Annotated in this window: 14 protein-coding genes, 1 tRNA gene and 1 pseudogene; 10 read left to right on the top strand and 6 right to left on the bottom strand. The window is 70.4% G+C overall.

What is annotated here, in order from left to right; genetic code table 11:
* The first annotated feature begins 54 nt into the window (after positions 1 to 54).
* The 7 genes and pseudogenes from ACHBTE_RS08650 (at position 55) to ACHBTE_RS08620 (ending at position 4,280) form a co-directional block, all read left to right on the top strand.
* Entirely contained in the window at positions 55 to 726 is a 672-nt protein-coding gene (locus tag ACHBTE_RS08650) for a DUF2637 domain-containing protein (protein ID WP_394722927.1), read from the top strand.
* Positions 727 to 736: 10 nt separating this feature from the next.
* Positions 737 to 928 carry a mobile element transfer protein gene (locus ACHBTE_RS08645; protein ID WP_394722926.1) on the top strand — a complete coding sequence of 64 codons (192 nt, stop codon included), beginning with the start codon at positions 737 to 739 and terminating at the stop codon, positions 926 to 928.
* A gap of 15 nt (positions 929 to 943) precedes the next feature.
* Positions 944 to 1,138 (top strand): hypothetical protein, encoded by a 195-nt coding sequence (locus ACHBTE_RS08640; protein ID WP_138054503.1) that lies wholly within the window; start codon positions 944 to 946, stop codon positions 1,136 to 1,138.
* A gap of 24 nt (positions 1,139 to 1,162) precedes the next feature.
* A pseudogene (locus ACHBTE_RS08635) lies at positions 1,163 to 1,433 on the top strand (SpdD protein).
* Between the two features lie 164 nt (positions 1,434 to 1,597).
* Positions 1,598 to 2,893: a replication initiator gene (locus tag ACHBTE_RS08630; protein WP_394722925.1), complete on the top strand. Its 1,296-nt coding sequence runs from the start codon at positions 1,598 to 1,600 to the stop codon at positions 2,891 to 2,893.
* Complete coding sequence (locus ACHBTE_RS08625) at positions 2,890 to 3,108, top strand: excisionase family DNA-binding protein (protein ID WP_381603594.1); 219 nt, start codon at positions 2,890 to 2,892, stop codon at positions 3,106 to 3,108. Before ACHBTE_RS08630 ends, ACHBTE_RS08625 begins: the two co-directional genes overlap by 4 nt.
* Positions 3,108 to 4,280 (top strand): tyrosine-type recombinase/integrase, encoded by a 1,173-nt coding sequence (locus ACHBTE_RS08620; protein ID WP_394722923.1) that lies wholly within the window; start codon positions 3,108 to 3,110, stop codon positions 4,278 to 4,280. The genes ACHBTE_RS08625 and ACHBTE_RS08620 overlap by 1 nt, the downstream gene beginning before the upstream one ends.
* 49 nt (positions 4,281 to 4,329) lie before the next feature.
* Here ACHBTE_RS08620 and ACHBTE_RS08615 read toward each other — a convergent pair.
* Positions 4,330 to 4,403 (bottom strand) — tRNA-Gly (locus ACHBTE_RS08615).
* Positions 4,404 to 4,930: 527 nt separating this feature from the next.
* Here ACHBTE_RS08615 and dcd point away from each other — a divergent pair.
* The 3 genes from dcd to ACHBTE_RS08600 all read left to right on the top strand — a co-directional run bounded on the left by dcd (position 4,931) and on the right by ACHBTE_RS08600 (position 6,910).
* On the top strand, positions 4,931 to 5,506 hold the full coding sequence (dcd, locus tag ACHBTE_RS08610) for a dCTP deaminase (protein ID WP_394722922.1): 576 nt from the start codon (positions 4,931 to 4,933) through the stop codon (positions 5,504 to 5,506).
* A 2-nt stretch (positions 5,507 to 5,508) separates the two neighbouring features.
* Entirely contained in the window at positions 5,509 to 6,009 is a 501-nt protein-coding gene (locus ACHBTE_RS08605; protein ID WP_394722921.1) for a phosphoribosyltransferase, read from the top strand.
* A 115-nt stretch (positions 6,010 to 6,124) separates the two neighbouring features.
* A complete protein-coding gene (locus ACHBTE_RS08600; protein ID WP_394722920.1) occupies positions 6,125 to 6,910 on the top strand; it encodes a calcium-binding protein in 786 nt (261 codons plus the stop codon).
* A gap of 109 nt (positions 6,911 to 7,019) precedes the next feature.
* On the opposite strand, the gene ACHBTE_RS08595 is transcribed toward ACHBTE_RS08600, so the two are convergent.
* The 5 genes from ACHBTE_RS08595 to rox form a co-directional block, all read right to left on the bottom strand.
* A complete protein-coding gene (locus tag ACHBTE_RS08595; RefSeq protein WP_394722919.1) occupies positions 7,020 to 8,039 on the bottom strand; it encodes a Yip1 family protein in 1,020 nt (339 codons plus the stop codon).
* 106 nt (positions 8,040 to 8,145) lie between these two features.
* On the bottom strand, positions 8,146 to 9,582 hold the full coding sequence (locus ACHBTE_RS08590; protein WP_394722918.1) for an FG-GAP-like repeat-containing protein: 1,437 nt from the start codon (positions 9,580 to 9,582) through the stop codon (positions 8,146 to 8,148).
* Positions 9,583 to 9,689: 107 nt separating this feature from the next.
* The gene (locus ACHBTE_RS08585) at positions 9,690 to 11,102 is read right to left on the bottom strand and encodes an FG-GAP repeat protein (protein WP_394722917.1); all 1,413 of its coding nucleotides are present in this window, start codon (positions 11,100 to 11,102) and stop codon (positions 9,690 to 9,692) included.
* Between the two features lie 141 nt (positions 11,103 to 11,243).
* A complete protein-coding gene (locus ACHBTE_RS08580) occupies positions 11,244 to 12,746 on the bottom strand; it encodes an FG-GAP and VCBS repeat-containing protein (protein ID WP_394722916.1) in 1,503 nt (500 codons plus the stop codon).
* A 327-nt stretch (positions 12,747 to 13,073) separates the two neighbouring features.
* Positions 13,074 to 14,501: a rifampin monooxygenase gene (gene rox / locus ACHBTE_RS08575; RefSeq protein ID WP_394722915.1), complete on the bottom strand. Its 1,428-nt coding sequence runs from the start codon at positions 14,499 to 14,501 to the stop codon at positions 13,074 to 13,076.
* Positions 14,502 to 14,598: the final 97 nt, after the last annotated feature.

The following is a 14,598-nucleotide window of genomic DNA, read 5'->3' as shown; positions in this document are numbered from 1 at the left end:
GCCTCGCGCCACGTCCCTACCCCTCCCATGCCTGAATCCGGAAGGAGCCGCAGCATGCGCGCCCAACTGGCCCGTATCGATGCGGTGCTCATCCAAGCCGTCATCGCTGCCGCCCTGTCCTTCGCCCACCTGCACGACGTCGCCTCGGCGGCCGGACAGGACGGGTGGAAGGCGTGGGCCTACCCGGTCTCGGTCGACCTGCTGCTTGTCGCCGCCTGGCGCCGACTACGGAACGGAGACGCGAAAGCCGCAGGCTGGTGCTGGTTCGTCATCGCACTCGTCGCCTCCCTCGGCGCCAACGTCGCTACGGCCGGGTTGCTCGACATGGACCACGTGCCGGCCTGGCTGCGCATCCTTGTTGCGGGCTGGCCCGCGGTCGCCTTCCTCGGCGGCACGCTCCTCGCTCACTCGGCACCGACTGAGCAGGCCGACCCCACCGCCAGCCAAGTGACCGAGGCTCGGGACCAGTTCGAGGACACCGAGCACCAAGAGGGGGCGCCCGCCCCTGCACTGGAGCTCTCGGAACCCACGGCCGCCGAGCCGGACCCGATCCCGGCCCCTGCTCTTCCGCCCGCCGTCCCCGTCCCGGCCGCCCTCGTGGAGCACGCCCGCAAAGTCGCCGCCGAGCACCACACCCGCACCGGAACGGCCATCGACACCCCAACCCTCCGCGCCCGACTCGGCGTCCCTCCGCCGATGGCCGACGCCATCGCCGCCCAGATCTGAGAGGAGAACCATGAGCGCCAACCGCCGTTTCCGCTCCGTCACCCGCATCGGCCCCGTACAGGTCGGCACCTCCTACGACGGCCGTGGCCGAGAGAAGCACACTGCCGCCTGCACGGCACCACGCTGCGGCTTCTCCGCCGACTACGACAGCCGCGCCGCCGCCGAACTCGCCGCCGGCACCCACCGCTGCCCCGTCCGCTGAAAGGACCCGCGACCCGTGACCGTCAGCCTGCCGCTCGTCGTCATCCTCGGCTTCTTCGCCTGGGGAGCGGTCAAGTTCCTCGGCGTCCGCACCTGGATCGTCGTGCTGATCGCCCTCTTCGGCTTCTGGCTCTCGCACACCTTCATGGCCCCGGCCATCGAGTCCGGCACGCGCTCCGGCGTGGACGTCATAAACGGCTCACACGACTAGACGAGTAGGCAAGGAGAGCTTGCTGTGTTCCTGCCCAAGTACCCCGCCAACCCCACCCCGCCGCCCGCGCACAGCCACACCACCGTTGATCCGGCACCCGTGCAGCGCACGGCTCCGCAGATCTCCGTCAGTACTGGAGCGGTCGCGGCCGTCCTCGTCGGCGGTGTCGTCCTCCTGGAACTGGACTTCGCCGAACGGCACCGCGCTCCTGGCCGCCGTCGCCGTCGCGGCCGTCTCGGTGGCAGTCGCCGCCGTTGTCCTGCGCTCGATGCTCCGCGACCAGCACCGCCGCTGACGTCCCGGCTCCACCAGACCCCCGGGGCGGACTGACACCGCCAAGCATCCGCCGCCCCGGGGGCTCTGTCCCTCCTGACCGAAGCCAGAAGGAGAACCACCATCTTCACCCGCGAGACTTCGCCCCCGCTCCAGGAACTCGGCGAACTGGCCGCCCTCGGCACCATGCCGGCTCTACTGCGTCAGCTCTCCGGCCTGGGCGGCTGCACGCATCCGATCCGCCTCGACGGTCACCGGACCGAGTACGACGTGAACACCCGGACCGGCGAAGTCGGAACCGTCCTCAACCACCTCGACTCGACGACCCTCCCGGCCGGTCACCTCCTGGTCCGCTGCAACAACCGCCGTACAACCCGCTGCGCAGCATGCGCGGAGGTCTACCGCCGCGACACCTTCCACCTGATCACCTCCGGCCTGCGCGGAGGCAAGGGCGTCCCGGAACGCGTCGCCGTCCATCCCCGCGTCTTCGCCACCTTCACCGCCCCCGGCTTCGGCCCGGTCCACAACCGCCCTACCGGCCCAGCGCGAACCATCCGCCCCTGCCGCTGCGGCACCCTCCACGACCAGGACGACGCCGAACTCGGCAACCCGCTAGACCCCGACACCTACGACTACGAAGCCGCCGTGCTCTGGAACGCGCACGCGGGTGGACTCTGGCGCCGCTTGTCCACGTACCTCCGCCGCGAAGTCGCCAAGCGCGCCGGCCTCACGCAACGCGCTTTTCGGGAGTACGCCCGGGTGTCCTTCGCCAAAGTCGCCGAGTACCAGAAACGCGGCGCCGTCCACTTTCACGCCGTCATCCGCATCGACGGCCCAGAAGGCGGCGACACCCCACCGCCCGCCTGGGCAACTCCCGAACTCCTCACCGACGCCATCCGCGCCGCCGCAACCGCAGTCCGCGTTGACGGCCCCGTCATCGACGGCCGCACCCATACCTTCACCTTCGGCCGCCAACTCGACGTCCGGACCATCCGATCCGCCGACTTCAACGACGGTCAGGAGCTCACCGAACGGGCCGTCGCCGCGTACATCGCCAAGTACGCCACCAAGGGTGCCGAAACCGCGACCGGTGCCCTCGACCGCCCGCTGAAGTTCCTCGCCGAACTCGCGCAGCTCGACATCAGCGACCACGCCCGCCGCATGATCCGAACCGCCTGGACCCTCGGCGCCCGCAAGGAACTCGAAGAACTCCGCCTTCGAGCCTGGGCTCACATGCTCGGCTTCCGCGGCCACTTTTCCACCAAGTCCCGCCGCTACTCCACCACCCTCGGAGCCCTCCGCGACGCCCGGGCCGAATGGCGCCGCACGCAAGCCGCTGCCGTAGCACTCGAACGCGAGACGGGCACGACGTACGTCCTCGCGCACTGGGTCTTCGCCGGCACTGGCCTCTCGGACACCGAATCCTGGCTCGCCGCATCGCTCGAACCCGCCCCCGGAACGGAAGGAGAGCCCACCACATGAACGACCGCTACTTGTCCGTCGACCAGGTCGCCGAGCTGCTTGGCACGAGCGCCCGCTTCCCTCGGCGGCTGATCGAGGAGCGGCGCATCCGGTACGTGAAGGTGGGGCGCCACGTCCGTATCCCCGAGAGTGCGGTCGCGGAGTTCATCTCCTCTCGCACTGTCGAGCCGATCAGGCGGACCCGGCCCCGGGTGCCCCACAGGAGGGCTGCCTGATGGCCAACAGCAAAGGTAGGCGGCGCCGCTTCGGGGCGATCAGACGGCTTCCCTCCGGCCGGTACCAGGCGCGCTATCCGGGGCCTGACGGCGTGATGCGTCCGGCCCCGGTCACCTTCGAGACGACGGCGGATGCGGACGACTGGCTTGCCGAGAAGCAGACGGAGATCCGTCGTGGCGAGTGGCGTGACCCGGAGGCCGGTGCCGTCAGCTTCCGCACGTACGCCGATAAGTGGGTGGAGGAACGGGAGTTGGCCCCACTGTCCGAGGACCTGTATCGCTACCTCCTCGACAAGCACCTGTTCGCCCTCGCCGAGTTGGACTTGGACGAGATCACCGCACCGCGCGTCCGCGAGTGGCGGGCTGAACGGCTGCGGATCACGGGCGCCAAGACGATCACGGCCAAGGCGTACCGGCTGCTGAAGGCCATCATGGAAACCGCCGTGGATGACGAGCTGATCGCGCGCAACCCGTGCCGGATCAAGGGCGCCGGTAAGGAGAAGGCGGCCGAGCGGCGTATCGCCACCGTCGCCCAGGTCGACGCCCTCGCCAACGCCGTCGGGATGCGGTGGCGGCTCATGGTCTACCTGGGCGCCTACGGTCCGATGCGGCCGGAAGAGCTGGCCGGCCTCCGTCGTCGGGACGTCGACCTCGACACCCTTCGTATCCGTGTCCGCCTCGCCGAGCCGGAGCGGATGAACGGGCGACGCGTCCAGGGCGACACCAAATCTGAGGCGGGCACCCGGACTGTGATTCTTCCCGCGTTCCTCCGTCGGGAGCTCCGCTGGCACCTGGAGAGCTACGCGGAGTCGGGCGCCGATGGACTGCTCTTCGTCGGCGAGAAAGGCGCTCCCTTCCGGCGGAGCACCTTCGGGCGGAAGTGGCGGAAGGCGCGTGAGATCGTCGGTCTGCCGGAGGGCTTCCGGTTCTACGACCTCCGGCACACGGGGCACACCCTCTCCACCCGCTCCGGTGCCACCCTCAAAGACACGATGGTTCGCGCCGGCCAGTCCTCGGAGAAGGCGGCGCTGATCTATCAGCACTCCGACGACGAGCGGCAAGAGGAGGTCGCCGCCGGGCTGGATGCGACGGTTCGGAAGGCTCGTGCCACAGCGCGTGCGGAGAGGGAGCCTGACAAGCCTTCTGGCACGAATCTGGCACGCGACCGCTGATCACAGCGGACAGCAAAAAGGCCCGGGTCTCTGACCTGGGCCTTAATCATGGAGCGGGTGACGAGAATCGAACTCGCGCTCTCAGCTTGGGAAGCTGATGTTCTACCATTAAACTACACCCGCGTAAGACGCCCGATCCGGGGTATCCGGAGGCGGTGTCCGATCGCCTCGTCACTGTACCTCATCACTGGCCCCCGGCGCTGATGCCGTGGGGCTTGAGTGGGTTTCAGGGGGTGGATGTGGCTGCGGGGCGCCGGAGTTGGGGCGTACCGTGGAGGGGTGGGAGAGGGTCCGGGCAGGGTCGGAGTGCCGCCTGGAGGGCCGTCCCTTTGATCCCGTAATGTGGGGCTTCGTCGTCAGGCAGGTGAGTAGCCCGACGCGGCTCTTGGGGAAGGGACTCTTGGACTTGATGGAGCGCACCGTCGTCCGCTGTGCCGATGGGCACGTGTTCAGTACCGCTTCGTTCCCGATGCAGCAGGCCGAGCGGCTCGGTCCCGGACGGCTCGTCCGATGTCCCCGCTGTGCCCGGCTCCGCAGTGTGGTGCCGGTGCAGATGGAGAAGCGATAGCCGAGCAGCGGTAGTGCGCGGTGGTGGCGGGCGCGCGGAGGCGGATTGTGGCCGTTCCGCGCGCCTTGCGTATCCTCGGGGCGTGCTTCTCTCTGACAAGGACATCCGGGCCGAGATCGACGCCGGGCGGGTACGGATCGATCCCTACGACGAATCCATGGTGCAGCCGTCGAGCATCGACGTACGGCTGGACCGTTACTTCCGGGTGTTCGAGAACCACCGGTACCCGCACATCGACCCCTCGATCGAGCAGGCGGATCTGACCCGGCTGGTGGAGCCGGAGGGGGACGAGCCGTTCATCCTGCATCCCGGGGAGTTCGTGCTCGCCTCCACCTACGAGGTCATCTCCCTCCCGGACGATCTTGCGTCCCGGCTGGAGGGGAAGAGCTCCCTCGGGCGGCTCGGGCTGGTCACCCACTCCACCGCCGGATTCATCGACCCGGGGTTCAGCGGGCACGTCACCCTTGAGCTGTCCAACCTCGCCACGCTCCCCATCAAGCTCTGGCCCGGCATGAAGATCGGCCAGCTGTGCATGTTCCGGCTCAGCTCGCCCGCCGAGTTCCCGTACGGGAGCGAGCGGTACGGGTCTCGGTACCAGGGGCAGCGCGGGCCCACCGCTTCCCGGTCCTTCATCAACTTCCATCGGACCCAGGTGTGAGCGTGCGGGAGAACCTGACGTACGAGCGGTTCGGCGTCGCCGTCCGTGAGCTCGCGCAGACCATCGCCGACGACGGGTACGAGCCGGACATCGTGCTCAGCATCGCCCGCGGCGGGGTCTTCGTCGCCGGCGGGCTGGCCTACGCCCTCGACTGCAAGAACCTGCATCTGGTGAACGTCGAGTTCTATACGGGTGTGGGGACCACGCTCGAGATGCCGGTCATGCTCGCTCCCGTGCCCAACGCGATCGACTTCACCGACAAGAAGGTGCTGATCGCCGACGACGTCGCCGACACCGGCAAGACGCTCAAGCTCGTGCACGACTTCTGTGTGGAGCATGTCGCCGAGGTGCGCTCCGCGGTGATCTACGAGAAGTCCCAGTCCCTCGTGAAGTGCGAGTACGTCTGGAAGCGCACCGATGAGTGGATCAACTTCCCGTGGAGCGTCCTGCCGCCGGTGCACAGGTCGGGAGAAGCGGTCAGGCCGAACAAGGAAGCGCTCTGAAGCGGGCGGCAGCCCTGCGCGCATGGCGTTGAAACAACTATGTGGTGAACCGTTGGCCAACGCCGTACGCTCCCTCTGATCATCGATCATCAAAGAACTCCGTGGGGGGACGTTCATGCGCGCAACCAAGCGCCTCGCTCTGATCGGCACCGGCCTGGCACTGGTGGCCACCGCGGCCGGCGCCGGCGCCGCACAGGCGGAAGACGGCGGCTCGGGCAACATCACGATCGACAAGGTCGTCGTCAACGGCGGCAAGCCGGTCGTGGTCGGCACCACCAACGTCGTGCCCGTCAAGGTCTCCGTGACCGCGTCGGACGACTCGGGCATCGTCGAGACGACGTACATCAGCGCCTACGGGCCGGGACCGAACTACGCGCAGATCTGGTACGACGAGGGCGAGATCACCTGCGTCAAGGCCAGCACCACCACGTCGACCTGCACGGGCACGCTGCTCTTCGACCCGAAGACCGGCACCGGGGTCGACTACAACAGCGCGGCGGGCACCTGGCGGCTGTCCACGCTGGTCTCCGCCGAGGACTACGACTACATCCACCGGGACGCGGCCACCACATTCAAGGTGCAGCGCTACTCGAAGCTGACGGTCAATGCCTCGCCGGAGCCGGTGAAGAAGGGCAAGACCATCACCGTCACCGGCAAGCTCTCCCGGGCCAACTGGGAGGACAACCAGTACCACGGCTACACCAACCAGCCGGTGAAGCTCCAGTTCCGCAAGAAGGGCAGCAACACCTACACCACGGTGAAGACGATCAAGAGCAACTCGACGGGCAACCTCAAGACGACCGTCACCGCCTCCACCGACGGCTACTTCCGCTACAGCTTCGCGGGCTCGGCGACGACCCCGGCGGTCAACGCGACCGGCGATTTCGTCGACGTTCAGTAGTCCCCGAGGAGTGCCTGGCAGGCAGTCCTGAGCAGTACCGAGCAGTCCGCAAGAGGCCCCCGGCGGGATCCGCCGGGGGCCTCTTCGGGGTTGGTGGGGCCGGAGCGCGTTAGAACGTGCCCAGCTTCACGATCGACAGCAAGGCGATCAATTGGATCGCGCTCGCGCCCAGCGCCTTCGGCCAGGGGAGGTCGTGGGACTTGGAGACCATCAGCGTGAGCAGGGCGCCCGCGGCCACCCAGGTCGCCCAGCCGAGCGCCTGGACGAAGGTCGCGTCACCGCCGGCGAACATGGCGAAGATCAGGCGGGGGGTGTCCGTGAGGGACGTGATCAGCATGGACAGGCCGACCGTGGGCTGCCAGGCGCCGTCGCCCCCGAGCTGACGGGCCAGGGTGTGGGTGACCACGCCCAGGACGAAGGACGACAGGACCATCGCGACCGCGGTCGTGAGGACGATCGGGACCGCGTTGGAGAGGGTCGCGTTGATCGCGTCCTCGCGGGCGCCGTCGAAGCCGAAGACCGCGAGCAGGCCGTAGAGGAAGGTGACGACGAGGGCCGGGCCCCACATCGTGTAGTCCCGCATCTGGAGGAACGTCTGCCCGGGCGAGAGCACGATGCCCCGCAGCAGGTCCTTCCAGTGCAGCCGGGGGCCCACCGGGGCGGCCGGGGCCGCGCCCGCGCGGTAGGTGTCGCCCTGGGTGTAGGGATCCTCGCCCACCGAGAACGCCTGGGTGTGACCGGGGTTGTTCGCCGCGTAGGGGTCCGGGGCGCCGCCCGGGCCGTGCGGCGGGTAGCCGCCGTCGCCGAAGTACTCCGGCTCGCCGTGGCCGCCCCCGTGACCGCCACGGCCCGAGTGACCGCCGGGGCCGTAACCGCCGTGGCCACCGCCGCCGTTCGCCTGCGGCCAGCCGCCTGCGCCGCCCTGGGGCGGCGGGGGATAGCCGTACGACGGCCCCTGGGGTGCCTGCTGCCCGTACGGAGGTTGTTGCGGTCGCGTTTGCGGGGTGCCGTTGTTCCGGCTGCCGCGTCCGATCCTGAATCCAGCCACGTCTTCGAACGTACCTGGTCCGGACGGCTCGCGTGCCGGGCCCTGCGGTAAGGGCCCGGCTTTGCTGCCGAGCTGTGACATCCCCTAGGGGGTGGAGCGGGGTGTTCTCCGTGGTGGGTCCGGGTTCGGTCGTGCGGAGGGAGGAGCGGCCGCCGCCCTCTGGGCCTACCCGCTGGTATGCGGGCGGTCAGCCCGCCAGTACGTCGCCGAAGTAGGCGTCGCCCGCCGGCCCGCCCACGGTGGCCGCGCCGAAGGACTTCGAGCCGGTGGCGGTGATGCCGGAAGCGGTGGACTTGAACAGCCAGACGGAGCCGGCGCCGCCGTTCTCGCTCTCGGCGCTCACGACGAGCTCCGCGCGGCCGTTGGCGTCGACGTCCGTGAGGTGGACCGCACTGCCGAAGTTGTCCAGCCGCTCGGCCGTACCGGGGACGCCGGAGCTGTCCTGGCTGAAGACCTTGGCGCCGCTGCCCGTCAGGCCGGACGCCGAACCGCGCAGAACCGCGAACGAACCCGCCTTGTAGACCGAGCCGACCGCCTCGTTCTCGATGCCGACCGCGATGTCCGCGTATCCGTCACCGTTCGTGTCGCCGGCCGAGAGGCTCCAGCCGAAGCCGTCGCCCTTCTCGGCGGCGCCGGGGACGCCCGCGGTGTCCTGGGTGATCCGCACCGGCGTACGGGTCGACAGGCCCCCGTCGGCACCGTAGGTCACCGTGACCGCGCCGCCCGGGCCGCCGTTGGGCTCGGTCGTCGACTTCTCCATGAAGTTGCCGGTGACGATGTCGCCGAAGCCGTCCTTGTTCACGTCGGCGATCACCGCCTCGTAGCCGCCGGCGACCTTGCCACGGGGCCGCAGTCCGTCGGCCCCACCGGTGTAGAGCACGCTGCGGGTGCGGTAGTCGCCGGAGCTGGTCTCCTCCTGGCCCATGACGAGGAGATCGGTGCTGCCGTCGCCGTCGACGCGGCCGGCGACCAGCTTGTCGGCGTTGATGCCGGTGTCGGCGGACGTGGCGATGGACTCGGCGTAACTCGCCTTGCCGGTGCGGGAGATGGGGCCGTGGAAGACGTTCAGCTCCGGGTGCGCGATGTTCGCGGCGGCCAGGTCGGTGTCGCCGTCGCCGTCGAAGTCGCCGGTGGCGACGGACCAGCCCAGCTCGTTGCGGTTCTCCGGGAGCGGCGCGCTGATGTCGGTGGCGGTCTTCAGACCGCTCGAGCCGCCCCAGATCACCGTCAGCACGCCCGAGTCGTCGGTCGAGCCGATGTGCTCGCCGTGCACGCCCACGACGAGGTCCGTGTAGCCGTCGTCGTCCAGGTCGCCGGTGGTCAGACGGTCGCCGAAGTAGTCGTACGACTCCGGCACGCCGGGGACCCCGGTGGTGTCCTGGCTGATGATCTGCCGCTTGCCGGTGTTCAGGCCGCTCGCGGTGCCGTAGACCACGGCGACATAGCCCGCGCCGGTCTTCCCGGCGACCTTGGCGATCGGTGCGGAGATGGCGACGTCGCGGTAGCCGTCGCCGTTGAAGTCGCCGGTCAGGCCCGAGGGGGCGGCGGAGGCGGTGCCGGCGGGCAGGGCGGTCAGCAGACCCGTGGTGAGCGTCGCCGCGAGCAGAAGAGTGCGCTTGCGCATGAGGAGATCCGTAAGTCCGTTTCTTCGGTGAGGGGTTGAGGGGCGGATGCGAGCACGGGGCGCTCGCGGCACGGGCACCCGTGCCGTGCCCGTGGGGCGACGGCGGGTCACTGGGCGATCGCCGAGCCGAAATAGCGGCCGGACTTCAGGGCGACGGCGGCGGCGGTCATCCCCTTGGCGCCGGCGGTGGTCAGGCCGGTGGAGGTGCCGCGCAGGGTCCAGAGGCCGCCCGTGGTGTTCTCGCCGTCGACGCCGATGGCGAGGTCGGCCCTGCCGTCCTTGGTCACATCGGTGAGGTCGACCGCGGTGCCGAGGCGATCCCAGGACTCGGCGGTGCCGGGCACCCCGGCGGTGTTCTGGGTGTAGGACTTGGCGCCCTTGGTGGTCAGCCCGGACGCCGAGCCGAACAGTACGGTCACCGAGCCCGCCTCCACGGCCGAGCCGAGGTCCTCGCCCGGGGCGCCGACCACGACATCGGCGTATCCGTCGCGGTTGATGTCGCCGGTGCTCAGAGCCGAGCCGAAGGCGTCGTCGGACTCGCCGGAGCCGGGTACACCGGTGGTGTCCTGGTGCACGACGGTCGGCGTCTGGGCGGGGTCGGGGCCGTTCGGGCCGCCGTACCAGACGGCGATCTGGCCGCCCTTGTGGCCGACGGGCTTGTGCGCGGCGGGGTCGACGGGGTCGCCGAGGACGAGGTCGCCGTAGCCGTCGCCGTCGATGTCGGCGATCGAGCCGTTGGAGCCGTCCGCGCCGGTCAGTTCGGTCAGGGCGGTACCCGTGGCGGTCTTGCGGTAGTAGAGGATCTGGCCGCCTGGGTCGCCGTCCACGCCGGAGGTGTAGACGCGCTCGGCCGCGTCGTCACCGGTCATGTCGCCGGCGAACACCTGGTACGTGGTGCCGAGTTCTCCGACGCGCTGGTGGCTCAGCGGGCCGGCGGCGCGGGTGAAGGGGCCCTGGTACAGGCGGGTGTGGGTGCGGCCGGTGAGGGTGACGTCCGTGTCGCCGTCACCGTCGAAGTCGCCGGCCGCGATGCCGCCGGAGAAGTTGGAGTAGGTCTCCAGCGTGGAGGGCTGGGGCAGCCCCTTGCCGCCGGACAGCCCGGACCTGGAGCCCCACAGGATGGTGCCGGAACCGACGCCCTCGCGGTCGCCGATGGCCTCGTTCGGCGCGCCGACGACGAGATCGGAGTAGCCGTCCCGGTCCAGGTCGGCGGCGGCGAGGCTCGCGCCGAACACGTCACTCGACTCGGCCGTGCCCGGCACTCCGGGGGAGTTCTGGGTGATCACCGCCTTCCGGGTGTCCGACAGCCCGGACGACGAGCCGTACAGCACGACGACCGCGCCGGCACAGGATGCCGAGCCGACGTCGGCGCAGGAGGCGCCGACCGCGGCATCGCGGTAGCCGTCGCCGTTGAAGTCACCGGACAGCCCGGGCGGGGCGGCGGAGGCGGGCTGCGACGGCAGGGCGGTGAGCAGGCCGGTGGTGAGACCGGCGGCGAGGAGGAGGGTGCGCTTGCGCAAGATCGGGTGCTCCAGGGAGGAGGGGCCGGGCCCGTGGGGACGGACGGGCCCGGCCGGGGGTGCGGGCCGGGTCCGGCCGCGAGGGGGGCGCGGCGCGGCCGTACGGCCCGCTGGTCGGTCGAGTGGGTCGCTCGCGTCCGGTCAGTCCGCGAAGACCGCGCCGAACTGCGGAGTACCGGACGTCGAGACGCCGGAGGAGCTCGGGGCGACGGTGCGCGACCCGGACGTGGTGATCTTCGTGCCGTTGGAGGGCAGGTAGGTCAGTCCGCCGTTGCCCGCGTTCTCGTACGAGCCGACGACCAGGTCGGCCTTGCCGTCGCCGGTGACGTCGTCGAGCTTGAGGTCGGCGCCGAAGAGGTCGTTCTTCTCGTCGTTGCCGGGGACGCCCGCGGTGCTCTGCGCGAAGCCCTGGACGCCGGTGGTGGTGCTGATGCCGCTCGCCGAGCCGTACAGGACGGTGACCTGGCCGGTGTCGGCGACGCCGTCGATGTCCTCGTTCGGGGAGGCCACGACCAGGTCCTGGTAGCCGTCGCCGTTGATGTCGCCGAGGTCCAGGTCCCAGCCGAAGCCGTCGCCCTTCTCGGCGGTGCCGGGGACGTTGCCGCTGTTCTGGGTGATGCCGGCGGTGGTGGCGGGCCCGGAGACGGAGCCGTAGGTGATGTGCACCTTGCCGCCGTTGGCGGCGTCCGGGACGGGTGTGCCGTCCTGGATGGTGGCGTCCCAGCCGGCGCCGCTGACGATGTCGCCGTAGCCGTCGCCGTTGATGTCGCCCACGGCGGTGATGATGCCGGGCTTGAGGGCCTTGGCGGAGGCGGCGCTCAGGCCGCTCGGGGTGCCGGGCACGTAGTAGTTGGTGTTCCAGCCGTAGTCGGTCTGCGTCTCGTACCCGTCGACGATCAGGTCGGTCCGCTTGTCGCCGTTGACGTCGCCGGCGGTGAGGCTCAGCGGGCCGTGCGGGAAGTCGTTGGAGCCGTTCACGATGGGCGGCTTGATCGTGTAGCGGCCACCGGGGGTGCCGGAGGTGCTGAAGCCGCCCTTGAAGACGTGGAGCGTGCTGCTGGAGCTGCCGACGGCCAGGTCGGCCTTGCCGTCGCCGTCGAAGTCGCCGGCGGCGAGGTCCTTGCCCCAGTAGTCGTGCGAGGAGGGGGCCGGGTCGGTGACGGTGGCGCCCTTGCCGGTGAGGCCGCTCGCGGAGCCCCACAGGATGGCCAGGCCGCCGCCGTTGGTGTCGGTGCCGACCTTCTCCCACGGGGAGGCGACGGCGAGGTCGTCGTAGCCGTCGCCGTTGAAGTCGGCGTACGCGGTCTCGCCGCCGAAGCCGTCGCCGGCCTCGGCGGTGCCGGGGGAGCCGGTGGTGTTCTGGCTGATCGTCGTGCGCTTCGCGGACGATACGCCGGTGGCGGTGCCGTAGAGCACGACGACCTGGCCGGCGCCCTGGCGTCCGCTGACATGGGCGGCGTGTGCGGAGGCGACGACGTCACCGCGGCCGTCGCCGTTGAAGTCGGCCTGCGGCACGTGGGCGGAGTCGGCGGCGGTCGCCGTGGCGGCGGAGAGCGTGAGCAGACCGCCCGTCAGCGCGGCAGCGGTGGCCGTCGCGAGGGCGGTGCGCAGGCGGGGGTGCCTGTGCGGGTGCGCGTGGTGCATGCGGGATTCTCCTGCGGCATGCGGGATGCCTGGCGGGGCATCGGCAGTCGTTGGGTGCCGTGGTCCGCCTGTGCTGGCCGGGAATCGACCTCGGGTTCACGGGCGGTTGGCGATCAGGAGACTCGCGGTGGGGCGCAAGGGTTGTACGTGAGTTCGGTAATTGTTCGAGGCGGGGGAGGGGATGTGTGGTTGGTGCTGTTTTCAGCCATACGGGGGCGGCGACCCAACCACCCTTCCCGCTCCCCGCTCGCCCCGGCTCCCCGCCCCCGGCTCCCCCGCCCCCCGCTCCTCCCGGCTCCCCCGCCACCCCGCTCCCACACCCCCCGCTCAGCGCACCGCGCCGCCGAACCACTCCGGCAGACGGGTGAGCAGGTCCTGCTGGTGTTCGCCGGCCCATGCCACGTGGCCGTCCGGTCGTAGCAGTACCGCCGGGGCGTCCAACTCCTCGCTGATGTCGATGACATGGTCGACGCGGTCCGACCAGCCCGCCACCGAGAGCCGGCCGGTCTGGTCGAGGAGCAGCCCGCGGCCGTTGTGCAGCAGTGAGTAGAGGCGTCCCCTCTTCAACTCCACGTCCCGCAGCCGCCGGCCGAGCAACTCGTGCCCCTCGCCGAAGTCGTAGTGGACGCCGATCGCGGTGATCTTCTCGATCAGATGCCGGTTCACCTCGTCGAAGTCCATCAGCTCGGACACCAGCCGGCGTACCGCCCGAGGGCCGGGCTCGGTGGACATCAGGACCATCTGCGCGCGGGTGTTGTCCAGCACCTCGGCGGCCACCGCGTGCCGTTCGCGCTGGTAGCTGTCGAGCAGCCCGTCCGGTGCCCAGCCGGCGACCGTCGCGGCGAGCTTCCAGCCGAGGTTGAACGCGTCCTGGATACCGAGGTTGAGCCCCTGTCCGCCGGTCGGCGGGTGGATGTGCGCCGCGTCGCCGGCGAGCAGCACCCGGCCGACCCGGTAGCGCTCGGCCTGCCGGGTCGCGTCGCCGAAGCGGGACAGCCAGCGCGGTGAGTGCACGCCGAAATCGGTGCCGGCGACCGCCCGCAGCTGTCGCCTGAACGCGTCGAATCCGGGCGGGGCCGTGCGGTCCTCGGCCACCCCGTCGGCGGGTACGACGACGCGGTACACCTCGTCGTCCAGCGGCATGAAGCCGAACCGCTTCTGGGTCTTGCGGACTTCGGTCGTCCGGGCGATGAGCTCCGCCCGCTCCATGCCCACCCGCATCTCGCCGAGCAGCGTCTCGACGGTGCTGGGCTCGCCGGGGAAACCGACGCCGAGCAGCTTGCGGACGGTGCTGCGCCCGCCGTCACAGCCCACGAGATAGCGCGAGCGCAGCCGTGTGCCGTCGGCCAGTTCGACGGTGACCCCCTGCTCGTCCTGGCCGAGCCCGACCACGGCGCAGCCGCGCCGGATCTCGGCGCCGAGTTCGGTGGCGTGCTCGGCGAGCAGGCGGTCGGTGACGGTCTGGGGGATGCCGAGGGTGTAGGCGTGGGCGGTGTCGAGCCGGTCGGGCCACGGTTTGTCGATCGCGGCGAAGAAGCCGCCGACCCGGTACTGCGTGCCGTGTTCGAGGAACCGATCGAGCAGCCCACGCTGGTCCAGCACTTCGATGCTGCGCGCGTGCAGGCCCAGCGCCCGTACCACCTTGGTCGGTTCCGCGTCCTTCTCCAGCACCACCACGTGCACACCGTGCAGCCGCAGCTCGGCCGCCAGCATCAGGCCGGTCGGACCGCCGCCGGTGATGATCACGTCGATCATTGCTCTCCATCCCCCATGGTGCGCGAAATTCGCGGATCACTTCTTTCCGCATGTTCTGGCTCAGGCGGGAGATTCTGCTGCACCAGGGGGGCCTTGC

Origin of the sequence: Streptomyces sp. M41 (genome assembly GCF_043673425.1) — a bacterium.
GTDB lineage: Bacteria > Actinomycetota > Actinomycetes > Streptomycetales > Streptomycetaceae > Streptomyces.
The sequence above is the reverse complement of the archived record's forward strand: the minus strand, read 5'-3'. Positions and strand labels throughout refer to the sequence as shown.